This is a genomic window from Stutzerimonas sp. CXK-1, from assembly GCF_057738225.1.
In genome coordinates, this window is record NZ_CM173217.1 from 2,382,613 (window position 1) to 2,405,488 (window position 22,876).

Here is a 22,876-nt window from a genome sequence, read left to right on the forward strand (position 1 = left end):
GAGCGGCCATTCTAGCGGAATTGCGTCGCAATGCTCGAAGCCGTTGCGCTACCGCTCCGACCGAACGCTTCGGCGCGCCAGCCAGCCGCCCAGCACCCCGGTCAGGCAGCCGCTGACGAGTCCGCCGACATGAGCGGCGTTGGCGATGGCCAGGGCTCCGAAGCTGAGCACTTCGACCACGCCGGTCAGGCAGATCACCAGCCAGACCAGCATCAGCACGACGACGCCCGGCGGCAAGCGGTAGGCGGCGTTCGGCGCGAGCTTCTGGAACAGCCAGCAATGCCCGAGCAGCCCGTAGAGCACGCCGGACAGCCCACCGAAGATGCCGGGACCACCAAACAGGTACTGCGCGAGATTGGAAACCAGTGCGAAGAGCAGGGTCAGCCCCAGCAGCATGAGCCCACCCTGCCGGCTTTCGATGCGCCGCCCCAGCTCCCAGTACCACATGCCGTTCATGGCCAGGTGCAGGATGCCGAAATGCACCAGCATGGGCGTCAGCAGGCGCCACCACTGACCGGCGTCGATCATCTGCGGCAAGGTGGCGAAATAGATGTAGTCGCCGTCGATTCGGAAATCGACGAAGTTCAGCCAGCGGATGACGGCAAAGTTCTCGCCGAGCTGGGTCAGCGCCGCGGCCATCAGCGTCAGCACCAGCACTGCAGCGGTCAGAGGACAGGCTCGCAGTGCCCGGAGGAAGCCGCCCTTGGCAGCCTGCCGCGGCTCGGGCGCGGCTTCGTCGCCCTGTGGATAGCGCTGGTAGAGATCGCGCACCTGCTCGACCAGATCGGCCGGCACACGCAGGACCTGCTCGCCGGCCTCTTCGCTCACCCGAAAGGGCACGCCGAGCCGGCGCAACAAGGCGACGAACCCGCTCAGATCCTGCGACAGCGGCAGGCGCAATGCTTCTACAGCCAACGGACTCTCCTAGCGCTCGACATCGACCCAGACGAACTTGCCCGGATCCAGGCGGTTTTCCGCATCCAGCCGGTAAGCCACGAGCTTGCCACTCTTAACCGCGCTGTAATCCAGGCAGGCAAGATTGTGCCGGATCGGCTTAGGCCGACCGCGCCGCCAGTAATGACCGATGAACAGCAGCGGCTCGTCGGGACCATAGAGGAACAACCGATTTTTCTGCTGCTCGGTAAGCAGGCGGCGAGCGGCCTCCTCCGGCAGCGCATCGGGCTGGAAGACCACATCGGCGTAGGTGCGCGGGTTCTCCTCCCAGAACTTGGTGCGGAAGAACGTGCGCACGAAGCCTTCCTCGCTGGTGAGCGTCAGCCCATCGGGCAGCGGCATGTTGGTACCGCGCAGCAGCCGGTCGATGGCGCGACCGGTAAAGCCCTTCTCGTTACCGGCCTCACGCAGCAGCTGCGGGTCGATGCAGCCCTCTTGCAGGCGCGGTCGCAGCTGTTCGATCACCTCCGTGTCCCAGCAGGCGTGGACGACACGGAAGCGCTCGCTCTCGAGGAACAGGGGCAACTCATAGAACCAGTCGCGGAAGGCTCGCCATTCATCCTGATGCTGCTCGAACTGGCGAAACGTCTCGCCGAGCAGCATCGCATAGCGCGGCGAGTGATCCCGCACGAACTGTCTGCCGCTCTCCGGCGGCGCCGGCATGTACCAGCCCAACGCGCTGAACTCGTGATTGCCCATGATGCACAGGGCCTGGTCGCGTTCGACCATGTCGTGCACCAGGTGCAGGGCCTCGCGGATGTGCGGGCCGCGATCGATGATGTCGCCGAGAAAGATCACCTGCCGCCATGGGTGTCGCCAAATCCCGCCCTGGCGCCGATAGCCCAACCCTTCGAGCAGACGAGCCAGCGCATGCGCACAGCCATGCACGTCGCCGATCAGGTCGTAACTTCGCCCGGGATCAATCTGCATGATGCTCGCCCATTGCGCTCAGTCCCCGCCGCCGAGGCGGCTGCCCCAGCCGAGTTTGGTGCGGCAGACCTCGTAATAGTTGTGGTCGAGCGGATGAATCAGGTGCAGCTTGTGCGGTTTCTTGCGCACCGTGACGATGTCGCCCGGCGCACAGGTGAAGTGGTTCTGACCGTCGCAGGAAACCTGCGGGTAGATCTGCATGTTCGGCGAAACCACGATCTTCAGCTCGCTGTTGCCATCGACCACGATCGGCCGACTCGACAGCGTATGTGGGTACATCGGCACGATCACGATCGCGTCCAGCCGCGGATGCATGATAGGTCCGCCGGCCGACAGCGCGTATGCGGTCGAGCCGGTGGGCGTTGCGACGATCAGGCCATCGGCCTTCTGCGAGCAGACGAACTGGCCGTCGATGTACAACTCGAACTCGATCATGCGGGTGGACTTGCCCGGGTGCAGCACCACGTCGTTCAGCGCGTCCCCTGCCCCGATCGGCTCTTCGTTGCGTCGCGCATGCGCTTCGAGGAGGAAGCGGTTCTCCAGCGTGTACTGGCCGTTGAGGACCTCGGCGACCTTTTCCTCCAGCTCGTCCGGCCGAATATCGGTCAGAAAGCCCAGGCTGCCGCGGTTGATCCCCAGCACCGGCACACGGTGCTTGGCCATGGCACGCGCCGCACCGAGCAGGCTGCCGTCGCCGCCGACCACGATGACCAGGTCGCAGGTTTCACCGAGACGCTGGCGTGACGACGTCTGCATGCCGTGGCCTGGCAACACCTCGGCAATGTTCTCTTCGAGGATGACGTGCAGGTGGCGCTCGACGAGGAACCGCTTCAGCCGGCGGATGGTGTCCAGCACCTGGGAGCTGCCCAGGCGACCGATGATGCCGATATTGCGGAATTGCTCCATTGAAATTCCCTGTTTACATGGCGGCGGCAGGGCCTGAGGTCAGTTCGGCGCGCAGCGCGCACAGGCAACGACGCTGGCAAGGGCTCTGGACGTTAGACGCGCCGATCGCGGCAGATTTCCGCAGGGTCCGGCGATTATGGGCGAAACGCCAAACCAGCGGCAAACGGCGCGGCCGGCTATGCTTCTGGCATGACTCTGAGCCTGGACGAAATCAACGCCGCGCTGACCCAGCAACCGGTCCGCGATCTGGCCTGGGTATTGCTCTCGCCGCCCTTGCTGGATGAGGGCTGGCAGCAGCGGCATCCCTTGAGCGCCAGCGCCTGGTGGGCCTCGCCAGATCTGCTGGCCGACTGGCTGCGCCAACTGGATCGTCAACCGGCACCTTTGCAGGACTGGCTGGCGCGGCACAGCATTCGCCGGCTGGGCCTGTACTACGAGCGGCTCTGGCAGTTCGCTCTGCTCAATGCACCGGGCGTCGAACTGCTGGCCGCCAATCTGCCCGTGCGCCAGGCAGGCCATACGCTTGGCGAACTCGATCTGCTGCTGCGCGATGCCGAGGGCGTGTTCCACCTGGAACTGGCGGTCAAGTTCTACCTCGGGCTGGCCGGAGATGGCCAGGCGCATGACCGTTGGCTCGGCCCCGACAGCCAGGATCGGCTCGATCTGAAGATTGCCCATCTGTGCCAGCACCAGTTGCCGCTGGGCAGTGCCGCACCGACCCGTGAACTGCTGGCCGAAATCACCCGCGAGGAGGTGCACAGCCGTTTCTGGCTCGGCGGCTACCTGTTTCGCCCCTGGCCCGACGGCGGGCCAGGCCCTCGGGGCGCACATCCCGGACACCTGGCCGGCCGCTGGCTTCACCGCAGCGCCTGGCCGCGCTTCTGCGAGCAGCAGCTGTCGTCGCTCTGGCGGCCGCTGCCGCGCGCCAATTGGCTCGCACCTGCGCGCCTGACCGCCGAGGAGCTGCTACCCGAGCGCGAAGCGGAAGCCTGGCTCCACGACCCCGAGTCGCACGCACGGATGCTCGTGCGTCTTGCGCCGGATAGCCAGGGTGCCTGGCGCGAACAGGAGCGCCTGTTCCTGGTCGCCGACGATTGGCCGGGTTGAGCTCGCGGTCTTTATCCTGTCATCGCTGCAGACTAACCTGACCCGCCACCGGCAAGACTATGGAAGAGGCATGTCGACGCAGCTCGGTGCCCGGGAAACGCCCTGGCAGGTATTCATCATCTTTCTGCGCCTCGGCCTGACCTCATTTGGCGGCCCGATCGCCCACCTGGGGTTCTTCCGGCAGGAATTCGTAGAACGACGGCGCTGGCTCGACGAACGCGCCTATGCCGACCTGGTTGCCCTCTGCCAGTTCCTGCCGGGCCCGGCAAGCAGTCAGGTGGGCCTGGCCATCGGCCTGCTACGCGCTGGCTATCGTGGTTCGCTCACGGCATGGCTGGGTTTCACCCTGCCCTCAGCGCTGCTGCTGGCTCTGCTCGCGATCGGCCTTGATGCCTGGCCGGGCGCGCTGCCACCAGGGCTGCTGCATGGCATGAAAATCGTCGCCTTGGCGGTGGTTACCCAGGCCGTCTGGGGGATGGGCCGCAGCCTTTGCGCCGACCTTCCGAAGGCGCTCATTGCGGTGGCCGCGGCCGGCCTGGTTCTGCTGTTGCCAGGCCCCGGCTATCAGGTCGCGGTCATCCTCGCCGGAGGCCTGCTGGGCCTGCTGCTGTTCCGCCCGGCCGAAGCTATCTCGCCATCTCCCCTGGCGCTCCAAACCGGGATACATACCGCACTCGCCTGCCTGGCGTTGTTCGGCGCTCTGCTGATCGTGCTTCCCTTGATCTCAGCCGGGACCGAGGCTTCCTGGCTCAAGGTGTTCAACGGCTTCTACCGAGCCGGAGCGCTGGTCTTCGGTGGGGGCCATGTCGTGCTGCCGCTGCTGGAGGCCGAGGTCGTCGGCAATGGCTGGCTCGATGCCGATCGTTTCCTTGCCGGTTACGGTGCCGCGCAGGCCGTGCCTGGCCCGCTGTTTACCTTTGCCGCCTTTCTCGGCGCCGCGCTTGACGTCGAGCCCAGTGGCTGGACGGGAGCCGCCGTCGCACTGGTGGCGATCTTTCTACCGTCGTTTCTCCTGGTCTATGCCGCGCTGCCCTTCTGGACCCGCCTGCGAGCCAGCCGCTGGGCCGCCGGCGCCCTCGCCGGCATCAACTGCGCAGTTGTCGGTCTGTTGCTCGCCGCACTCTACGATCCAGTCTTCACACGTGCAGTCGCGGGCCCCTGGGATGTGCTCGCTGCCCTGCTCGCGCTCATCGCACTGATGCGTTGGCAATTAGCCCCGTGGCTGGTGGTGGCGGTTGGCGCCGGCGTGGGCCTGTTACTGTCGGGGCTTGGCTAGCCCTGCCTGCGACTCGCCGCGGGCCGCTTCTCTTGCCCGGTTTCAGCGGCACACCGGGCCAGGCTCCGTTTGCAGAACGGCGTCCAGATTTGCGCCTCGTAGCCCCTGCAATCCTCCGGTATGAACGAATACCAGACGCGAACCAGGCGCAAAGAACCCCGCCCGGACTTGTTCGCGTAGCGCCATCAGGGCTTTTGCCGTGTAGACCGGTTCGAGCGGCATGCCGCCCTCGCGTTCCGCATCACGCATGAAGCGCACCAGCTCGGGGTCGAAGCGACCGAAGCCGCGGCGACTGGCGTCGAACAGTCGATACCCGGTGTCGTCCCGTCCCGCCTGCTGCAACAGCGTGGCGACTGTCGCCGCCACGGCATGCTCACCGGGGCCAGCTAGCGCACCATAGACCGGGTGCCGGCCAGCTTCGCCAAGCACCAGGCCAGCCAAGGTCGTGCCGGTGCCGGCGGCCAGCCAGCAGCCGTGGTAATCGCCCCAGCCAAATGCCTCGAGTGGCTGCCGAAGCTCTGCGACCAGTTCGGCACACCCGAGCGCGCCGAGCAGGCCGCCGCCACCTTCGGGAACACAGTGAAAGCCGGGGTAGCGGGCTTGCCAGGGTGCCCAGAACTCCGGCTGATAACGCTCCCGGTAGCCGCCATAGCCGAGCCAGTGCAGCGCCATGCCGCAGTCGAGCAAATCCTGCACGGTCGGTGTGTCTTGCGGGTGCCCGCGCAGCAAGCCGACCGTACGCAACCCGAAGCGGCGCCCGGCTGCGGCCAGCGCGTGCAGGTGGTTGGAATGAGGCCCGCCCAAACTGATCAGCCCCTCAGCCCCGGCCGCCGCAGCCGCCTCCAGGTGATGCAGTAGCTTGAACCACTTGTTGCCCGAGAGCTCCGGATCGACCTGGTCCAGGCGCAGCGCGGCGAGCTCGATCGCGTGCCCGTCCAGCCAGGTGAAAGACAGCGGCTGCAACTGGATGGGCGCGCCCGCCAAATACGGCGAAGGAGGCGCCATCAACTACCGGTTCGCTGAGCGGCCTGGCGATGCCGTGCACAGCAGTTGGACTGGCCGACGACGAAACGTGCCGGCGAGTCAACCTTGTCCAGCGGAATTGCGCAGCGCTCGCCACTGGGCAGCGTCGCTACGCACACTGGCGCCTGATAGTGCTGCAGCCACTGCCGGTACTGTTCCTCGGCGACGTTACAGCGCGCGGCGACAAAGGCGATCGGATTTTCGTGGTAACGCAGGATATCCGTCGGCGCGAGCGTCAGGTGCCCCACGCCCGGATGGTAGGCGGTGAAGGCGACGCCCTGCTGCGACAGCTTTTCGAGCAGCTGCAGGCCATCGATGCGGCTGGCCAGCTCATCGCGCTCGCGGGTCAGGCGAGCGATCTCCTCCTCGAGCTGGGCATCGAGCTCGTTGCGATAGGCCAGCTCCACATCACGGATGGCGACCTGCTCCTTGAGCTCGGCCACCGCCGCGGCGATTCGCGCCTCCGCCTCGCGCTCAAGACGCTCGCGCAGGGCTCCGGCCTCCTGCTGGCCGCTGGCCTCGAGTGCGCGCAGCTGCGCGCCCATCTCTTCACGGGCCTTCTGGAAGTGCTCGGCCTCGGCCGCCAGTTGGCCATGCAGGCTGGTATTGAGCGCCTCCTGTTCCTGCAGCTTGCGTTGCAGGTCGAGAACCTGCGCGCGCGCCTCGGCCTGCTGGGCCTCGGCCACCTGCCGCAGACGAGAGACCTCTTCCTCGCGCAGGCGCTCCAGATTGGCGATGCGCTGGCGCTGTTGCTTGATCAGCAACGCAGCCTTCTGCCGCTGCTCCTGATCGCTGAGCTTGGCACCTCCGGCCGGCTTCTGCCGCGACTGTTCGGCGTACCAGGCATCCTCGGCCACCACCTGCAAGCGCTCGGTCGGCACCGGCGGCACGATGTCTTCGTCGATCAACAGCCCGAGCGGATTGCCGGCAATTCGATCACGTAGCTGGATCAGTTCACTGTCTGCGCCGGTGAGCTTGGGGTCCCAGAGGTGCATCTGATGCCAGGACACCGGGCACTGGCTGCGGCAGGCCAGACGGATCGGCCCGGCGCCCAGGTCAGGCCCGCGGCCGGTACGTTCGGCCAGATGACGCAGGGGGATGTTCCAGCCGCGGTCGGCCGAGCCGTCTTCATCGAAATCGATGCAGAAGAACACGGCCGCACGGATCAACAGCCGTGGGCTGATCAGGACGTAGGCGGCACGGATCTGCTGATCGGCGAACTCCTGCAGGTTGACCACCCCATCGAGCACCGCCTCGAACTCGGGAAACAGCATTTCCTTGCAGATACCGGGGCCCCTGAAGAACACGACTGCCTCGACCATCTGCGGTTTGTTCTGCATGCTCGGCATCCTTGGCCACCCGCGGTAGGAGTGGCTTTCTCTGCGGCTGCCGTCAGGATTCGGGCAGCGACTGTTGGGAGCGCCAAGTTTAGGAGAAAAGCCGAAACGGGCAATGTGATTAGGTTGGCAGCGGTCCGCCGCATCTGCCGCGTTGGTCGGGCGGTCATCGGAAATGCGATCGGCTTGGCTAAAGCGCGCCAGCCAGCGCGGCAGACGGCGCCCCTCTGCAGCCGGAGGGAGACCAGTGAACGCAGCGCACCCGGACAAGAAGCGCAGCCAGCGGGGTCACTGCGCATTCCTGGCCGGGTTGTCAGGCCCCGTCCGCCCGCTCGTCAACGGCCGGCCGGAACTCAGAGCTGAGCGGCGAGCCGGCAGCCCTGATCGATCGCCCGCTTGGCATCGAGCTCGGCGGCGACATCGGCGCCACCGATCAGGTGCACCTGGGCACCGCCTTCGAGCAGGGCCGCCTGCAGCTCGCGCAGCGGCTCCTGCCCGGCACAGAGGATCACCGTGTCGACTGGCAGCACCTGTGGCGCGCCGTCGGCGATGCGGATGTGCAGCCCCTCGTCATCGACCTTCAGATACTCGACCGCGCTGACCATCTGCACATGCTTGTTCTTCAACCCGGTGCGGTGAATCCAGCCCGTGGTCTTGCCCAGACCGCTGCCCACCTTGGATTTCTTGCGCTGCAGCAGATAGACCTGCCGCTTGGCCGCATGCGGTGCCGGCTGAATGCCGGCGATCCCGCCACGCGCCTCGAGACCGAGGTCGATGCCCCACTCCTTCCAGAAGGCTTCGCGATCGAGGCTGGTCGACTCGCCGTCGTGGGTGATGTATTCCGAAACGTCGAAGCCGATCCCGCCAGCGCCGATAACCGCCACCCGCTGGCCGACCGGCTTGCGCTCGAGCAGCGCATCCAGGTAGCTGATGACCTTGGGATGATCGATACCCGGGATATCCGGCACGCGAGGCACGATCCCGGTGGCCAGGATGACCTCGTCGTAGCCGCCTTCGAGCAACTCGCGCGCGGTGATGCGCGTGTTCAGGCGCACCTGCACGCCGGTCTCCTCGATACGCTTGCGGAAATAGCGCAACGTTTCGTGGAACTCCTCTTTGCCGGGGATTCGCTTGGCCACGTTGAACTGGCCACCGACTTCGGCCGCCGCATCGAACAGCGTGACCTGGTGGCCCCGCTCGGCCGCCACGGTGGCGGCCGCCAGGCCGGCCGGCCCGGCACCGACCACCGCGATGCGCTTCACCTGGGTGGTCGGGATGTAATTCAACTCGGTTTCGTGGCAGGCGCGCGGGTTGACCAGGCAGCTGGTCAGCTTGCCGCTGAAGGTGTGGTCCAGGCACGCCTGGTTACAGGCGATGCAGGTATTGATCGCGTCGCTGCGACCGGCTGCGGCCTTGTTGACGAATTCCGGGTCGGCCAGGAAAGGCCGCGCCATCGAGACCATGTCCGCGTCACCCTCGGCCAGCACCTGCTCGGCCACCTCCGGCATGTTGATGCGATTGGTGGTGATCAGCGGCACCCCGACCTCGCCGCGCAGCTTGGCGGTGACCTTGGTGAAGGCCGCGCGCGGCACCTTGGTGGCGATGGTGGGGATGCGCGCCTCGTGCCAGCCGATGCCGGTATTGATCAACGTCGCCCCGGCCGCCTCGATCGCCTTGGCCAGCGTCACGACCTCCTCCCAGGTGCTGCCACCCTCGATCAGGTCGAGCATCGACAGGCGATAGATGATGATGAACTGCGCGCCGACCGCCTCGCGTACACGGCGCACGATCTCCACCGGCAGGCGCATGCGATTCTCGTAGCTGCCGCCCCAGCGATCGTTACGGTGGTTGGTGTGGGCGACGAGGAACTGGTTGATGAAATAGCCTTCGGACCCCATGATCTCGACGCCGTCATAGCCGGCACGCTGCGCCAGCGAGGCGCAATTGACGAAATCGTCGATCTGCTTCTGGATGCCCGCTTCGTCCAGCTCGCGCGGAGTGAAGGGGTTGATCGGCGCCTGAATGGCACTCGGTGCGACCAGCTTCGGACTGTAGGCATATCGCCCGGCATGCAGGATCTGCAGGCAGATCTTGCCGCCCGCTTCGTGCACCGCCTGGGTCACGACCTTGTGCTCCTCCGCTTCCTCGGGCGTGGACAGCTTGGCGGCACCCGCGCGCACCGAGCCTTCCTCGTTCGGCCCGACACCACCGGTAACGATCAGGCCGACCCCACCGCGCGCGCGCTCGGCGAAAAACGCGGCCATGCGCTCGAAGCCATTGGGCATTTCCTCCAGCCCGGTGTGCATGGACCCCATCAGCGTGCGGTTGCGTAGCGTGGTGAAACCCAGGTCCAGCGGGGCCAGCAGGTGCGGGAAGGCGGTCATGATCATTCCTCTTCGGCTAGGCGCGTCTCTGCGGACGCGATCGATAGAACGGGACGATAGCGGGGCCGCCGCACTCGCTCAATGATCCAAACACACAACTTTATGACTCTACTGCGCACAGCGCTTGGCAAGCCAGCAGCCATTGCCTAGGCTTGGGCCACCTATCGCTTCGCTGTCGGCCGCCGATGCAAACCCGTCTCAAACTGCTCCTGCTCGTACCGGTGGCGCTCGTTGCCCTAGTGATCTATCTGGACTGGACCGGCGACCGGCGCAGCGGCCCGCTGCTCTCCGACCTGCGCACCCTGCCCATCGAGAGCCTCGGTGTAGCAGGTGGCCGCGGAAACCTCATTGGTATCGAGACCCGCCTGCAGCCCGCCGATTACCAGAGCCGCGAACGACTCAAGCTCAAGTTCGCCACCTACCTGGCTCAGGCACGCGACGCCGGCCTGCTCACGGACAAGACCATTGTCGTCCTGCCCGAGCATGTCGGCACCGGCCTGTTTGCCCTGGGTGAAAAGCCCGAGGTGCAGCAGGCGCGCACGCTGCGCGATGCGATGCAGTGGATGGCACTGAGCAACCCCTGGCAGTACCTGCGCGCACTGAGCGGCGGCAATCCGCGCGACGACCGCCGAACCGAAGCCGTCCTGCTGCTCAAGGCCGGGCGCATGGCCGCCGATTACCAGGCGATCTTCGGCGAGTTGGCGCGCGAGTTCGGCGTGACGCTGGTAGCCGGCTCGATCGTACTGCCGGAGCCACGCCTCGAGGCGGGTCGCCTGCGCCTGGACGATGGTCCGCTGCGGCAGGTCAGCCTGACCTTCGACCCGCAGGGTCGCCCGCTCGCGCCACTGCAGTACAAGCAGCACCTGGGTCGCTACGAACGGCGCTACAGCGTCGCCCCGCAGAACTATCGCCCGACGCTACTGCCGACACCCGCCGGTGCACTCGCCGTCCTGCTCGGCTGCGATGCCTACCGCCAGCCAGTCCCACCGGGGGCCGACATGCTCGCCGTGCCGGGTGCGCCCGACGAACTCGCCGCCGGGTGCCCCGATGGCGTGCGCCCGGCGCTGCCACATGTCGCCGTTCGCACGCTCGGCATGCCCTGGAACCTGCTTGGTTCGCCGCGACGCCCGGCGAGCACAACGCACAGCGAGCCGGTACGCATCACCAATCACTGGCTGCCGGAGCGTCCATGAAACATCAGCCGGTGCGCCTGGGCGACCTGTCGGTCGGCTTCGTGCACAGCCTGGCGGAGGCGCTGGCCGAGCGCGCTATCGACCCACTGCCACTGCTTGCCGCCTATGGCCTGGATAGCGCGCGGTTGGCCGAGCCGCTCGGCCGGCTGTCGATCCCTCGCTACATGCGTCTCGGCCATGCGGCGATCCAATTGGCCGGCGACCCTGCGCTCGGCCTGGACATGGCGCGTCTGCGCAAGGCAGCCCATCTCGGGCTGGCCGGGCTTACCGCAATGCAGGCACCGAATGTGCGTGAAGCGGCGCGTGCGCTGATTCGCTTTGAACCGCTGTATGCGTCCAATTACCGCGGTCATTCCAGTTTCCACGAAGACACGACGGGCGCATGGCTGCGCTTCTATTCGATCAGCCCCTACAACGCCTACAACCGTTTCGTCGTCGATACCGTCCTGGCCGGCTGGGTGGCCCAGCTCCGTCGCCTGACCGGCACGGCGCTTTCACCCGGCGTCGTGCACATCGAATTCGCCGCGCCGGAATACGCCGAGCGCTACGAGCCGCTGCTGGGCCAGCACATCGGCTTCGCGGCCGAAGCCAACGAGCTGCATCTAGATCACGCGACGCTGGCGCTGCGCAACCCCGAGCACTGCCCGAGCACCTGGCGCCACCTGCTGCAACTCTGCGAGGGCGAACTCGAGCGGCTAACGCGCACCCGCAGCCTGCGCGAACGCGTCACCCAGCTGCTCGGCCCGATGCTCAAGGGGCAGGAGCCCGCCCTGGCGCAGATCGCCGCCCGCCTGCAGATGCCGGCCTGGACGCTGCGCCGCAAGCTGGACGAAGAAGGCACCAGCTATCGAGCCATTCTCAACGACACCCGCCGCGACCTGGCGATGGCCTATATCCGTGATACCGATTCGGCCTTTGGCGAAATCGCCTGGCTGCTCGGCTTCTCCTCTGCCGAGGCCTTCCAGCGCGCGTTTCGCCGCTGGAGCGGGCAGACGCCCGGGGACTACCGGCGCGCCCAGCGTCGCGCGGGCTGACCGGCCAGCCCTTCGACGGGCCTACAGTTCGAAGGCATCCTCGGCGGCATCGGTAAAGTCCTGCTCCGCGGCGTGCTGCTCGAGCAGTTCGTCCTGATAGTCTTCCATTGTTCTTTCCCCTCATGGTGGCGGCGCCGTCGCCGCTCGCTGGCTTCGTGTTCCAAGGTCCGTGCCAGCTTAAAGGGGATGTCTTACCGATAAATGACGAGGATCATGCTGCCTGCTGGTGCAGGCCGGCCTGCAGACGGGCGCGGGCGGTGCGCTCAGACCGTCAGGCCAGCCGCGGTCATGGCCTGGCGCAGCAGCCAGGCAACGACCGAGAGCGCCAGCACGCTGGCACTCCAGATCGCAACCAGCCAGGCCATGCGTTGCCAGAGCGGGCGTTGCTGCGGCCCCGGATCGCGATCATGCATAAGCGTGCTCCCTGATTCAGTGATAGCCATCCTCGGCGCTGACCTTGCCGCGGAACACCCAATAGCTCCAGGCCGAATACATCATGATCATCGGCAGGATCAGCAGCGCGCCGACCAGCGCGAAGCCCTGGCTCTGCGGGGGCGCGGCGGCGGCCCAGATATCCACCTGGTGCGGAATGATGTTCGGCCACAGGCTGATGCCCAGCCCGCTGTAGCCGAGAAAGATCAGCGCCAGCGTGAGCAGGAAGGGCTGGTAGTTGGCGTAGCGTTTGATCGCACGCAGCAGGCCCAGCGTGCAGAGCACCACCAGAATCGGCACCGGCATGAACCAGAACAGGTTCGGCAGGCTGAACCAGCGCTCGGCGATGTCCGGATGCGCCAGCGGCGTCCACAGGCTGACGATGCCGATCACCAGCAATGTCGCCCAGACCAGTGGCACGCCCAGGTCATGCATGCGTTTTTGCAACTCGCCGCCGGTACGCATCATCAGCCAGGTGCTGCCGAGCAAGGCGTAGCCGACTACCAGCGCCACGCCGCAGAACAGCGAGAACGGCGTCAGCCAGTCCAGCGGGCCGCCGGCGTAGGACCGTCCCTCGACCGGCAGGCCGTTGATGAAGGCGCCGAGTACCACGCCCTGAAAGAAGGTTGCAGCGAGCGAACCACCGATGAACGCCTTGTCCCAGATGTGCTGGCGCTGCTTGCTGGCCTTGAAGCGGAACTCGAAGGCCACGCCGCGAAAGATCAGCCCCATCAGCATGAAGATGATCGGCAGGTAGAGCGCCGACAACACCACCGAGTAGGCCAGCGGAAACGCCGCGAACAGCCCGGCGCCGCCAAGCACCAGCCAGGTCTCGTTGCCGTCCCAGACCGGCGCCACCGTGTTCATCATCACGTCGCGGTGAGAGCTGTCGTTGACGAACGGATAGAGGATGCCGATGCCGAGATCGAAGCCGTCCATGACCACGTACATCATGATCCCGAAGATGATGATGACGGCCCAGATCAGTGAAAGATCGATACCCATGCTCAGTTCCTCTCGCCCAGATGGTCGCCCTGCTCGTGTTCGAGGTTCTCGTCCGCCGCCGAGATCGGTCGCAGCGGGGTGCGCTGCTGGCCATAGCCGCCGACGCCGGTGGAACGCCCCTCGAAGGGCACCGGCCCCTTGGCCACCAGGCGCAACACGTAGAGCATGCCGACGCCGAACACCGCGAAGTACACCAGCACGAACATCGCCAGTGTCAGGCCGAGCTGCCCGGCGCCGTGATCGGAGACTGCGTCGGCGGTGCGCATGACGCCGTACACCACCCAAGGCTGACGGCCGATCTCGGTGGTGAACCAGCCGGCGAGGATGGCGAGCAGCCCGGAAGGCCCCATCAGTACGGCAAGGCGCAGGAAGGGCCGCGACTGATAGAGGCGGTCGCCACAGCGCAGCACCAGGCTCCACAACCCCGTAGCGATCATCAGCAGGCCGAGCCCGACCATGATGCGAAACGACCAGAACACGATGGTCGAGTTGGGCCGGTCCTCGGGCGGGAAGTCCTTCAGCGCCGGGATCGGCTCGCTCAGGCTGTGCTTGAGGATCAGGCTGCCCAGGTAGGGAATTTCGAGCTTGTAGCGCGTCTGCTCGGCTTCCATGTCCGGCCAGCCGAACAGCAGCAATGGCGTCGGCTCGCCCGACGAATTGTCCCAGTGCCCCTCGATGGCGGCGATCTTCGCCGGCTGGTGCTCCAGCGTGTTCAGCCCGTGGAAGTCGCCGATCACCGCCTGCACCGGCGCCACCAGCAGCGCCATCCACATCGCCATCGAGAGCATCTTGCGAATGCCGGGGTTGTCGTTGCCGCGCAGCAGGTGCCAGGCCGCCGAGGCGCCGACGAAGAAAGCCGTGGCAAGAAAGGCCGCGACCGCCATGTGCGCCAGGCGATAGGGAAACGAGGGATTGAAGATGATCGCCAGCCAGTCCACCGGCACCACCACGCCATCGATGATCTCGTGGCCCTGGGGTGTGTGCATCCAGCTGTTGGAGGCGAGGATCCAGAACGTCGAGATCAACGTGCCCAGCGCCACCATCAGCGTGGCGAAGAAGTGCAGGCCCGGCCCCACACGGTTCCAGCCGAACAGCATGACGCCGAGAAAACCCGCCTCGAGAAAGAAGGCGGTGAGCACCTCATAGGTCAGCAATGGCCCGGTGACGCTACCGGCGAACTCGGAATAGGCGCTCCAGTTGGTGCCGAACTGGTACGCCATGACAATGCCCGAGACCACCCCCATGCCGAAATTGACCGCAAAGATCTTCAGCCAGAAGTGATAGAGGTCGCGGTAGACCTCACGGCGGGTCTTGAGCCAGAGCCCTTCGAGCACCGCCAGGTAGCTGGCCAGGCCGATGGTGATGGCGGGAAAGATGATGTGAAAGGAAATCGTGAAGGCGAATTGGATTCGCGCGAGTTCCAAAGCTTCCAATCCGAACATGAAGCCAATCCTCGTCAGCTGCTCGCTCCCTGCGGTTAACCTGCGTTCCAGCACAACTGACAGCGCAGACGCGCGAGGGTGCAGTCGCCTGGCCCGCGAACCGCTGAACCCTTGCCCCAGCCCGTCACTCGTAAGAACAGGCAAATCACGCAGGAGACGCACGATGACGAGCGCCGATACCCAGGTCCGTCGCAACGACGAAGCCCAATGCTACGAACTCATCGTCAACGGGCAGCCTTGCGGCACAGCGCGCTATCAGGAGGAAGGCGACTGCACGATCTTCACGCATACCGACGTCGATCCGAGCCTGTCCGGGCAGGGGCTCGGCAGCCGCCTGGCCAGTGGCGCCCTGGAAGACGTCCGCGCCCGGAACCGGCGGGTGGTTGCCCGCTGCAGCTTCATCGCCGAGTACATCGCGCGGCACCCGCAATGGCAGGATCTGCTGCCCGACGCCTGAACCACCCGCGCCCGCACCGGGCCGGCTAATCCAGCGATGCCGTCAGCCAGCGGCGCACCTGACGGCGCTCCCTGCGCGAGGTCAGCTGGTGCGTGTAGGGGCTTTCCGGAACCAGGCGGCACTCGGGGTTGGCCATGTCCAGCAGACGAAAGCGGCGAATGACGCCCAGCGGATGGCGCTCCGGGCCATAGAACGCCACCGCGCGCACCTCCAGATGATGAAACGCGACGTCGCCGACGGGACGGTCGCCCTCGAGTTCGATGCCGTTGCATTCGGCCACCCGGCGCAACATCCCGCGGAAAGTGCCGATGTGGATGCAGTCACCGCTGCGCAGCGGGCCCTGGTGCGTGGTCTGGTGGACCGCCAGATCCGGCGTGGCGTCGTCGCCGACGCTCTGGCGAATGTCGGTGACATCGACATCCAGCGGGCCGCGCGAGCTGTCGATCGAGACCACCAGCTGATTGATGAACATGGGTTCGGCACTCATGTTCGAGATCAGGCAGAGCGCGCCGATACCCTTTCCCGCCCCGCGGTTGATGATCAGGCTCGGCTTGCGCTGGCGCTGGAAGCTGCGCAGCAGCAGCTGGGCGTAGAACACCCAGACCAGCAGGGTGCTGAGCGAAATGCCCAGAGAAATGAGCGGCTGGTGATCCTTGATCCAATCCAACATGAACGACCTCGACACACGGTTTGTCGCTGTGACAGCGCCGGTGTCGGGTCGTGCCGGGAATCGGACAGCCGCGCCTGGCAGCCTCAGGCCAGCGTGAAGCGCCCCACCAGTTGCTGTTGTTGCTCGGCCAGCCGTGCCAGTTCCAGGCTCGTTGCAGCCGTCTGCTCGGCGCCAGCGCTGACCTGGATCGCGACGTCGTTGATCTGCATGACGTTGCGATTGATGTCTTCGGCGACCAGGCTCTGCTCCTCGGTGGCCGAAGCGATCTGCATGTTGCGATCGCTGATGCCGGTCACGCCCTCGGCGATCCGTGCCAGCAGCTCGCCGGCGCGCACCACGTTGCTCGCGCCGGTCTGCACCGTCCCCAGGGTGTCCTGCATGGAGCGGGCAGCACGATCGGAGCCCGCCTGCAGGTTGGCGATCATCTGCTGGATGTCGCCGGTCGACTCCTGGGTCTTCTGCGCCAGCACCCTGACTTCCGACGCCACCACAGCGAAGCCGCGCCCGTGATCGCCGGCACGGGCCGCTTCGATCGCGGCGTTCAGCGCCAGCAGGTTGGTCTGCTCGGCAACACCGCGAATCACATCGAGCACCGAGGAGATCGAGTCGGTCTCGCTCTTCAGGTCGGCAATGATCCCGGCGGTCTGCTCCGCCTGCGTCGACAATCGACGGATGAGTTCGATGGTCCCGTCGATCTCGGCCTTGCCCTGCAAGGTGCTGGCGCTGACCTGCTGCGACAGCTCCGCCGCGTCGCTGGTGCTGCGCGCGACCTCGCGCACCGTGGCACTCATCTGGTTGATCGCGGTCACGACCTGCTCGGTGCCCTCGCGCTGTTGCTCGACGCTCTGGCTGGTCTGCGTGGTGACCGCCGAGCATTCCTCGGCAGCGGTAGCCAGCTGGCCGGTGGCGCTGCCGATCTGTTCGACGATCTGCGCGAGCTCGCCGGCCATGGCGTTGAGGTTGGCGGCGATCACACCGAACTCGTCGCTGCCCTGGTAGCGCGCCCGCGCCGTGAGGTTGCGCCCGGATAGCGCGAGCAGCGCTCGGTTCACCTCGCCCACGGCGAGGTTGATGTTGCGGATGATCAGGTAGGACAGCAGCGAGACCAGCGCCAGTGCGACGACGATAGCCGCCAGGGCCGTCCACAAGGCCAGGCGTGCACGATCGCGCGCCTGCGCGGCCAGCTCACCGACGTGCTGGCCCAACGCCTCCTCGACTTCGTTGAGCAGGTCGATCCGCTGGGTTGCCAGCTCGAACCAGGCCTCTGGCTTGACATCCAGCGCCTCGCCCAGCGGCACCTCGAAGGCCAGCCGCTGCAGCCGTGCCACTTCCTGCGCACTGGGGCGTTGCAGGCGCTCGTCGAGCTGACGGACGAAGTCATCCGATGCGGCACGCCGGAAGTTCTCCTGGTAGGCGGAAAACTCGCCAAGGTTGCGACTGAACGTCGACACCAGGCCGGCATCGAAATGGCCCTGGTTGAAAACCACTCCAAGTACGGCACGCTCGCGCCCTGCCCGCTCCTTCATCTCGATGAACTGGTTCAGCGAGTTGAGCGCCTGGAACAGGCGGACGTCGTCGACGCTGAGTTCCAGTTCATAGGTGAAACCGATGAGCGCCTGGATCAGCTCGGTGTAACGGGCGCCCGAATCGCGGCCGCTGATGGCCAGGGCGTCCACCTGACTGCGGGTGGCCTGCAAACCGCCCAGCGCCGCAATCGCCTTGCCGACCCGCGCGTCGCCAGCGGCGGCAAGCGCCTGCACGGCCCGCGTCGCCTCATCGGTGTCGGCGCGAAGACGTGGCAGACGGTCCTTCATCACGCGGCCCTGGCTGCCCAGGTAGACGCCACTGGCGCCGCGTTCGCGCTGCAGCGTGGTGATCAGCCGGCTGACCTGATGTGCAGCGGCGCTGGCCGAGACGGTCTTTTCCATCGCCCGCAGCGTCTCGTAGCTGCCCACGACGAGTTGCCCGGCCAACCAGAGAAAACCGAGCAGGGGAAGCAGGAGAATCATCGCCAGCTTCAGTCGCAGTGGCACATTCCTAAGCATTGATCTGACCTCGTTGTGCGGCTCCGGTCGGCATGTCCCGGAGCCCACTCATCCTCTGCCGCGGTCGTTCAGCGACCGGCAAAGGGCATACGCATGCCCGCCATGGCATGCGTATCGACGGTGACCGGGCTTTGTTGAAGCGACATGCGGCGCTGGCGACAAGCGGTAGAACCGGCACACGGAGCGCACCAAAAGAGGACAGGCCGAGGGCGTTCAGGCGAGCCAGTCGAGCGTCAGCAACAGCCGGCGCTCGCCGGCCGCAACGGGAGGCGAGCGATGCAGCAGCCCCCTGCCCTCGTTACCGGCCCATCGCTCGCCCTTGAGCAGCGCGACATCGCCACAGCTCAGCGCGTGTACCGACGTCCCCGTCGCCTCGGGCCGGCCATCGCACCACTGACTGCCTGGGCCGAAATAGGTGGTGACGAGCCGCAGCGGAACCTGGTCGACGTGAAAACGCGGGCACATGGCGCATTCGAGCAGGCGCAAACGCAGGCCGATACGCCTGGCACCCAGCAGGCAACCGTAGGCGCTCACCAGCCAGGCGACATCGGCGATGAAGTCGGCGTAACCCTCCCGCGCCGTATGGCCGGCGAGCAGGTGGCTCAAGTCGGGCGCGGCATCCTCTGCGCCACAGTGCAGCGCGATGCTCTCGGCCAGCGGGCCCGACTGAGCGGCCAGTTGCGCCACGAACGCCTGTACCGCGCCGGGCAGTTGCCGGCGCCAGACGGCAAGGTTCGTTTCCTCGCGCAGGGCCTCGGCGAGGACCTCGGGCGTCGAGCCCAGTACCTGCCGCGGCGAAGCCCGGTTCGGTTCTGCCGGCATCAGGCTTCGTTCTCCTGCCAGGGATCGAACGGGTCGTGCAGGTGCTGCCAGGCGTCCGCGCCGGCGGCCATCTCCCGATCATCCAGCAGGCAGGCATCGAGTTCGGCTCGCAACTGCGGAAAGTCGATGTTCTGGCCGATGAAAACCAGCTCCTGGCGGCAATCGCCGGTTGCCGGCGTCCACTGGCTGAGAATCCTCTGCAGGCTTTCGTCATCCTGCGGCCAATGCCGTCGATCCACGAAACGCCACCAGCGCCCGGCAAAGCCGTGACGCATCAGCCCGCCGGCCTGCGACCAGCTGCCGGCGTCGCGATAACGGCTGGCCAGCCAGAAATAGCCCTTCGAACGCAGCAGCCGGCCATTGCTCCACGGGCGGCTGAGAAACGCATGAAAGCGCTGCGGATGAAAGGGTCGCCGGGCCCGGTAGGCAGTCGACGCGATACCGTACTCCTCGCTCTCGGGCAGGTGTTCACCGCGCATTTCCTTCAGCCAGCCAGGTGCCTGGGCAGCACGCTCGAAGTCGAAACGGCCGGTGTCGAGTATGTCTGCAAGCGCCACCTGGCCCATGGTCATCGGCAGAATCCGCGCGTGCGTATTGAGCCCCCGCAGGATGGCCGTGAGTTCGTCGCGCTCGGCCCGGGCGATCAGGTCGATCTTGCTGATCAGAATGACGTCGGCGAATTCGACCTGCTCGATCAGCAAGTCGGTGATCGAGCGCTCGTCGTCCTCGTCTGCGCCAAGCTCTGCCAGCGTCTGCGCCTCATGGAAATCGCGCAGGAAGTTCACCCCGTCGACCACCGTGACCAGGGTGTCCAGGCGTGCGAGATCCGAAAGGCTGCGCCCGCCTTCGTCGCGAAAGGTAAAGGTCTCGGCGACCGGTAGCGGCTCGGAAATGCCGGTCGATTCGATCAGCAGGTAGTCGAAGCGGCCTTCGCGTGCCAGCTCGCTGACCACCTCGAGCAGGTCTTCGCGCAACGTGCAGCAGATACAGCCGTTGCTCATCTCCACCAGGCGCTCCTCGGCGCGGTTGAGGCTCACCTCGCGCTGCACTTCGCCGGCATCGATGTTGATCTCGCTCATGTCGTTGACGATGACGGCGACCTTGCGATGTTCACGGTTCTTCAGCACATGGTTGAGCAGCGTGCTCTTGCCAGCTCCGAGAAAGCCGGACAGCACGGTGACAGGCAGGCGTGACGCAGCCATTGGCAAATTCCTTGACGAGAAGAGGATATCGATCGGCCTGTTGCGGGGCCGGGCAACCGGGCCCATGCCTGCCGAGCCATGCAGCTCGGCCACTCGGCCCGATAACGAATGTTATGTTATAACTTGTTTGTCGTATTGGCCAGCCGCTCGAGTGGCAACGCTACGCGGCGCCACGGCAGGACGTGGCGGGACTCAGCGATGCGGTGGCATCGAACGGAAACGCCGAAAGCCGGCCCGGCCGGGCCGGCCGGCGTGGGAAAGACGTCTCAGCGCTGGCGGCCCAGCCGCCAACGATGCAGGCGCTGGGCCCACTTCAGCGTGCGGGCCGGGCGCCGCCGCTGTTGCCAGACTTCGGCCACCAGCCGACTGGCTTCACCCAGGGTGGCATCGAGTTGGACGATATCGGCCAGCTTGTTCATACCCAGCTTGTGCTTCATCGCCACCACGAAACCGGACAGGGTTTCACTGGCCTGCTCGCCAACGATGGTGACGCCGACGATGCGATCGCTGCCGTGCTCGGTCAGCACCTTGACGAACCCCGCATCGGCGCCGCCAAGCGCGCCCGGCAAGGTGGCGAGTTCGAGCCGCGATATATCCAGCTCGAAGCCCTGCGCCCTGGCCTCGGCTTCGGTCAGCCCCACCGTGGCGATCTCGGGAGCGGTGAACACCGCCCGCGGCAGCACGCGCTCACTCACCGCGAATCGCTTGAAGTCGCCGAACAAGGCATTCACCGCGGCGTACCAGGCCTGATGCTCGGCCACATGGGGCGCGCCCTGGGGGCCGGCAACGCTGCCCACCGCATAGATGTTCGGATAGCGGGTCGAGAGGTATTCGTCGACCTCCAGGCTGCCATCCTCCGCGCACTGCAGCCCAAGCGCCTCGAGGCCCAGACCGGCGACATCGGCGCTCTGCCCCAGCGCCAGCAGAATGCGCTCGAAGGGCAGCGCCTGCTCGGCCTCGTCACCGGCCCGGCAGATCAACCTGCGCTCGCCGTCAGCGACTTCGACACGTTGCGCGACCAGGCCAAGGCGCAGCTCGACACCATCTTCGCGCAGTGCCGCGGTCACCGCCTCGACGGCCTCCGGGTCTTCCTGTTCGAGCAACGCCTCCCGCTCGCTGACCAAGGTGACGCGGCAGCCCAGGCGCCGGAACGATTGCGCAAATTCGCAAGCACCCGCACCGCTGCCGTACACCAGCAGATGGGCGGGCCGTTCGCGAAGTTCGCAGAGGTTGTCGCACGTCAGCGGCTCGACCGACTCGAGACCGGGAATCGAGGGCAGTCGCGGGCGGCTTCCCACGGCGATGACGATGGCGCGCGCGGTCAGGATGCGCCCCTGCACCTCCACCGACCAGGGCGAACGCAGCCTGGCTTCGCCGCTGATCACCTCGACACCGAGCCGTTCGAGTTCCGCTACCGATACCCCCTTGCGCGCGCTGCTGGCCTGGCGCTGCACACGGCTCATCACCTCGGCAAAGTCGAGCGCGTCGGCCGCACGGTCGACGCCCGCCTGCCGCGCGGCCCTGGCGAAAGCCGCCGAGCGCGCCAACGCACGGGCCAACACACCCCCCTCATGCATCGTCGTGCCACCCAGGCGGCCACGCTCGACCAGACTGACCTGCGCCTTCAACGAGGCGGCGATACGCGCCGTCGCCAGGCCCCCGGTGCCACCGCCGATCACCACCAGGTTGCGCTCGAAGCGCTTGGGCCTGTCCCAGCCGCGGTAGGCCCGCCGCGCCTTGTAGGAAGTCAGCAGGCGCGTGGCCACCAGCGGGAATACCGCCAGCAGAACCAGCGTGCCGATCATGGCCGGGGAAAGAATACCGGACAGCGAGTCGATCCTGACCAGCTGCAGGCCGGCGTTCACGTAGATCGCATGCCCCGGCAGCATGCCCAGCTGCGTCGTCCACCAGAAGGTCCAGAAGCCGACCCGCGTCAACCCAAGCGCGGGATTCAACAGCACGAAAGGAATCAAGGGAATCAGCCGCAACGAGACGAGGTAAAGGCTGCCGTCGCGCGCCAGCCCCTTGTTGATCCCGGTGATCTGCCTCCCGAAACGGCGCTGGATCCAGCCACGCAGCATGAACCGGCTGATCAGCATCGCCACGACGGCGCCGACGTTCGAGGCGAACGACACCAGCACGGTGCCTTCGACCAGGCCGAACAGGGCACCGGCCAGCAGCGTCAGCACCACAGTACCGGGGAACGACAGCGCGGTGAGCAGCGCGTAGCCGGCAAAGAACAGGCCGCGCGCCCACCAGGGGTGCGCCTGAACCTGCGCATGCAGCGCGCCGCTGTTGGCCTTGATCGATTCCAGGGTGAGGTATTGGCCGAGGTCGAAGGCGAAGAAAGCGGCCACCGCCGCCGCCAGAATCGCCAGAAGCAGAAGCCGCGACGAGCTCATCGCGCGCACTCCCGGGCCATGGCAGCGCCGGCTCCGGCATTTGTGCGCCCGTCGTCGGGCGGGAGGTCGCGGGTACGGAACGGATGACGCGCGGCGGGAGGTCGGGACATCGGGCGCTGCTCTGTGGGCTTCTCGGCTTTGAGCCCCCCGCTTCGCCTACGTTCCCGGGCGCCTGGGATGGCGCAGGCGTGCCAGTGCGCTCGCACGAGCGGAAACTATGTCTCCCGTCACGGAGCCAAAGACCGTAGCCACATG

Annotated in this window: 19 protein-coding genes; 5 read left to right on the forward strand and 14 right to left on the reverse strand. The window is 66.4% G+C overall.

What is annotated here, in order from left to right; genetic code table 11:
- Positions 1–48: 48 nt before the first annotated feature.
- From AC0KXH_RS11095 to AC0KXH_RS11105, 3 genes are read right to left on the reverse strand one after another with little or no spacing between them, the layout of a single operon-like run.
- Complete coding sequence (locus tag AC0KXH_RS11095; protein WP_041104949.1) at positions 49–915, reverse strand: rhomboid family intramembrane serine protease; 867 nt, start codon at positions 913–915, stop codon at positions 49–51.
- 9 nt (positions 916–924) lie between these two features.
- Positions 925–1,884: a metallophosphoesterase gene (locus AC0KXH_RS11100; protein WP_041104948.1), complete on the reverse strand. Its 960-nt coding sequence runs from the start codon at positions 1,882–1,884 to the stop codon at positions 925–927.
- Between the two features lie 18 nt (positions 1,885–1,902).
- Positions 1,903–2,790: an NAD(+) kinase gene (locus tag AC0KXH_RS11105; protein WP_041104946.1), complete on the reverse strand. Its 888-nt coding sequence runs from the start codon at positions 2,788–2,790 to the stop codon at positions 1,903–1,905.
- A 189-nt stretch (positions 2,791–2,979) separates the two neighbouring features.
- On the opposite strand from AC0KXH_RS11105, the gene AC0KXH_RS11110 reads away from it, so the two are divergent.
- Both AC0KXH_RS11110 and chrA read left to right on the forward strand, forming a co-directional pair.
- On the forward strand, positions 2,980–3,897 hold the full coding sequence (locus tag AC0KXH_RS11110; RefSeq protein WP_488223408.1) for a DUF1853 family protein: 918 nt from the start codon (positions 2,980–2,982) through the stop codon (positions 3,895–3,897).
- Between the two features lie 70 nt (positions 3,898–3,967).
- Positions 3,968–5,173, forward strand: coding sequence for a chromate efflux transporter (gene chrA / locus AC0KXH_RS11115; protein ID WP_488224605.1), 1,206 nt, complete (start codon positions 3,968–3,970; stop codon positions 5,171–5,173).
- A 42-nt stretch (positions 5,174–5,215) separates the two neighbouring features.
- Here chrA and AC0KXH_RS11120 read toward each other — a convergent pair whose 3' ends face one another.
- From AC0KXH_RS11120 to AC0KXH_RS11130, 3 genes are all read right to left on the reverse strand, one after another.
- On the reverse strand, positions 5,216–6,178 hold the full coding sequence (locus AC0KXH_RS11120) for a 1-aminocyclopropane-1-carboxylate deaminase/D-cysteine desulfhydrase (protein ID WP_488223409.1): 963 nt from the start codon (positions 6,176–6,178) through the stop codon (positions 5,216–5,218).
- Complete coding sequence (locus AC0KXH_RS11125) at positions 6,178–7,536, reverse strand: chromosome partitioning protein ParA (RefSeq protein ID WP_312761692.1); 1,359 nt, start codon at positions 7,534–7,536, stop codon at positions 6,178–6,180. The genes AC0KXH_RS11120 and AC0KXH_RS11125 overlap by 1 nt, the downstream gene beginning before the upstream one ends.
- Positions 7,537–7,886: 350 nt before the next feature.
- Positions 7,887–9,917, reverse strand: a complete 2,031-nt coding sequence (locus AC0KXH_RS11130; RefSeq protein WP_102860086.1) for an NADPH-dependent 2,4-dienoyl-CoA reductase — start codon at positions 9,915–9,917, stop codon at positions 7,887–7,889.
- Between the two features lie 185 nt (positions 9,918–10,102).
- Here AC0KXH_RS11130 and AC0KXH_RS11135 point away from each other — a divergent pair, with 185 nt between their 5' ends.
- Both AC0KXH_RS11135 and AC0KXH_RS11140 read left to right on the forward strand, forming a co-directional pair.
- Positions 10,103–11,110, forward strand: coding sequence for a carbon-nitrogen hydrolase family protein (locus AC0KXH_RS11135; RefSeq protein WP_313305791.1), 1,008 nt, complete (start codon positions 10,103–10,105; stop codon positions 11,108–11,110).
- Positions 11,107–12,144: an AraC family transcriptional regulator gene (locus tag AC0KXH_RS11140; RefSeq protein WP_061338965.1), complete on the forward strand. Its 1,038-nt coding sequence runs from the start codon at positions 11,107–11,109 to the stop codon at positions 12,142–12,144. The genes AC0KXH_RS11135 and AC0KXH_RS11140 overlap by 4 nt, the downstream gene beginning before the upstream one ends.
- 263 nt (positions 12,145–12,407) lie before the next feature.
- Here the strand turns inward: AC0KXH_RS11140 and AC0KXH_RS11145 are convergent, their stop codons facing one another.
- The 3 genes from AC0KXH_RS11145 to AC0KXH_RS11155 are packed head-to-tail and all read right to left on the reverse strand — an operon-like array spanning position 12,408 to position 15,023.
- Positions 12,408–12,557, reverse strand: coding sequence for a DUF2474 domain-containing protein (locus AC0KXH_RS11145; RefSeq protein ID WP_074519892.1), 150 nt, complete (start codon positions 12,555–12,557; stop codon positions 12,408–12,410).
- 16 nt (positions 12,558–12,573) lie between these two features.
- The gene (cydB, locus tag AC0KXH_RS11150; RefSeq protein ID WP_041104932.1) at positions 12,574–13,581 is read right to left on the reverse strand and encodes a cytochrome d ubiquinol oxidase subunit II; all 1,008 of its coding nucleotides are present in this window, start codon (positions 13,579–13,581) and stop codon (positions 12,574–12,576) included.
- A 2-nt stretch (positions 13,582–13,583) separates the two neighbouring features.
- Positions 13,584–15,023, reverse strand: a complete 1,440-nt coding sequence (locus AC0KXH_RS11155) for a cytochrome ubiquinol oxidase subunit I (RefSeq protein ID WP_488223410.1) — start codon at positions 15,021–15,023, stop codon at positions 13,584–13,586.
- Positions 15,024–15,186: 163 nt separating this feature from the next.
- Here AC0KXH_RS11155 and AC0KXH_RS11160 point away from each other — a divergent pair, with 163 nt between their 5' ends.
- The gene (locus AC0KXH_RS11160; RefSeq protein ID WP_041104929.1) at positions 15,187–15,480 is read left to right on the forward strand and encodes a GNAT family N-acetyltransferase; all 294 of its coding nucleotides are present in this window, start codon (positions 15,187–15,189) and stop codon (positions 15,478–15,480) included.
- A gap of 25 nt (positions 15,481–15,505) precedes the next feature.
- On the opposite strand, the gene AC0KXH_RS11165 is transcribed toward AC0KXH_RS11160, so the two are convergent.
- The 5 genes from AC0KXH_RS11165 to AC0KXH_RS11185 form a co-directional block, all read right to left on the reverse strand.
- On the reverse strand, positions 15,506–16,150 hold the full coding sequence (locus tag AC0KXH_RS11165; RefSeq protein ID WP_041104927.1) for a hypothetical protein: 645 nt from the start codon (positions 16,148–16,150) through the stop codon (positions 15,506–15,508).
- Positions 16,151–16,233: 83 nt separating this feature from the next.
- A complete protein-coding gene (locus tag AC0KXH_RS11170) occupies positions 16,234–18,195 on the reverse strand; it encodes a methyl-accepting chemotaxis protein (protein WP_488223411.1) in 1,962 nt (653 codons plus the stop codon).
- A gap of 213 nt (positions 18,196–18,408) precedes the next feature.
- The gene (locus AC0KXH_RS11175) at positions 18,409–19,017 is read right to left on the reverse strand and encodes a DUF1826 domain-containing protein (protein ID WP_269262267.1); all 609 of its coding nucleotides are present in this window, start codon (positions 19,015–19,017) and stop codon (positions 18,409–18,411) included.
- On the reverse strand, positions 19,017–20,219 hold the full coding sequence (gene zigA / locus AC0KXH_RS11180) for a zinc metallochaperone GTPase ZigA (RefSeq protein ID WP_488223412.1): 1,203 nt from the start codon (positions 20,217–20,219) through the stop codon (positions 19,017–19,019). Before zigA ends, AC0KXH_RS11175 begins: the two co-directional genes overlap by 1 nt.
- Before the next feature lie 266 nt (positions 20,220–20,485).
- Positions 20,486–22,621, reverse strand: a complete 2,136-nt coding sequence (locus tag AC0KXH_RS11185; RefSeq protein WP_488223413.1) for a dihydrolipoyl dehydrogenase family protein — start codon at positions 22,619–22,621, stop codon at positions 20,486–20,488.
- Between the last annotated feature and the right edge of the window lie 255 nt (positions 22,622–22,876).

What these genes read in the sequence shown, in the direction of transcription:
- AC0KXH_RS11185 (WP_488223413.1), bottom strand. Translation starts at nt 22,621, where the DNA reads ATGAGCTCGTCGCGGCTTCTGCTTCTGGCGATTCTGGCGGCGGCGGTG.
- AC0KXH_RS11110 (WP_488223408.1), top strand. Translation starts at nt 2,980, where the DNA reads ATGACTCTGAGCCTGGACGAAATCAACGCCGCGCTGACCCAGCAACCG.
- chrA (WP_488224605.1), top strand. Translation starts at nt 3,968, where the DNA reads ATGTCGACGCAGCTCGGTGCCCGGGAAACGCCCTGGCAGGTATTCATC.
- AC0KXH_RS11120 (WP_488223409.1), bottom strand. Translation starts at nt 6,178, where the DNA reads ATGGCGCCTCCTTCGCCGTATTTGGCGGGCGCGCCCATCCAGTTGCAG.
- AC0KXH_RS11125 (WP_312761692.1), bottom strand. Translation starts at nt 7,536, where the DNA reads ATGCAGAACAAACCGCAGATGGTCGAGGCAGTCGTGTTCTTCAGGGGC.
- AC0KXH_RS11130 (WP_102860086.1), bottom strand. Translation starts at nt 9,917, where the DNA reads ATGACCGCCTTCCCGCACCTGCTGGCCCCGCTGGACCTGGGTTTCACC.
- AC0KXH_RS11170 (WP_488223411.1), bottom strand. Translation starts at nt 18,195, where the DNA reads ATGCTTAGGAATGTGCCACTGCGACTGAAGCTGGCGATGATTCTCCTG.
- AC0KXH_RS11105 (WP_041104946.1), bottom strand. Translation starts at nt 2,790, where the DNA reads ATGGAGCAATTCCGCAATATCGGCATCATCGGTCGCCTGGGCAGCTCC.
- AC0KXH_RS11100 (WP_041104948.1), bottom strand. Translation starts at nt 1,884, where the DNA reads ATGCAGATTGATCCCGGGCGAAGTTACGACCTGATCGGCGACGTGCAT.
- AC0KXH_RS11155 (WP_488223410.1), bottom strand. Translation starts at nt 15,023, where the DNA reads ATGTTCGGATTGGAAGCTTTGGAACTCGCGCGAATCCAATTCGCCTTC.
- AC0KXH_RS11145 (WP_074519892.1), bottom strand. Translation starts at nt 12,557, where the DNA reads ATGCATGATCGCGATCCGGGGCCGCAGCAACGCCCGCTCTGGCAACGC.
- cydB (WP_041104932.1), bottom strand. Translation starts at nt 13,581, where the DNA reads ATGGGTATCGATCTTTCACTGATCTGGGCCGTCATCATCATCTTCGGG.
- AC0KXH_RS11175 (WP_269262267.1), bottom strand. Translation starts at nt 19,017, where the DNA reads ATGCCGGCAGAACCGAACCGGGCTTCGCCGCGGCAGGTACTGGGCTCG.
- AC0KXH_RS11135 (WP_313305791.1), top strand. Translation starts at nt 10,103, where the DNA reads ATGCAAACCCGTCTCAAACTGCTCCTGCTCGTACCGGTGGCGCTCGTT.
- AC0KXH_RS11165 (WP_041104927.1), bottom strand. Translation starts at nt 16,150, where the DNA reads ATGTTGGATTGGATCAAGGATCACCAGCCGCTCATTTCTCTGGGCATT.
- AC0KXH_RS11160 (WP_041104929.1), top strand. Translation starts at nt 15,187, where the DNA reads ATGACGAGCGCCGATACCCAGGTCCGTCGCAACGACGAAGCCCAATGC.
- AC0KXH_RS11140 (WP_061338965.1), top strand. Translation starts at nt 11,107, where the DNA reads ATGAAACATCAGCCGGTGCGCCTGGGCGACCTGTCGGTCGGCTTCGTG.
- zigA (WP_488223412.1), bottom strand. Translation starts at nt 20,219, where the DNA reads ATGGCTGCGTCACGCCTGCCTGTCACCGTGCTGTCCGGCTTTCTCGGA.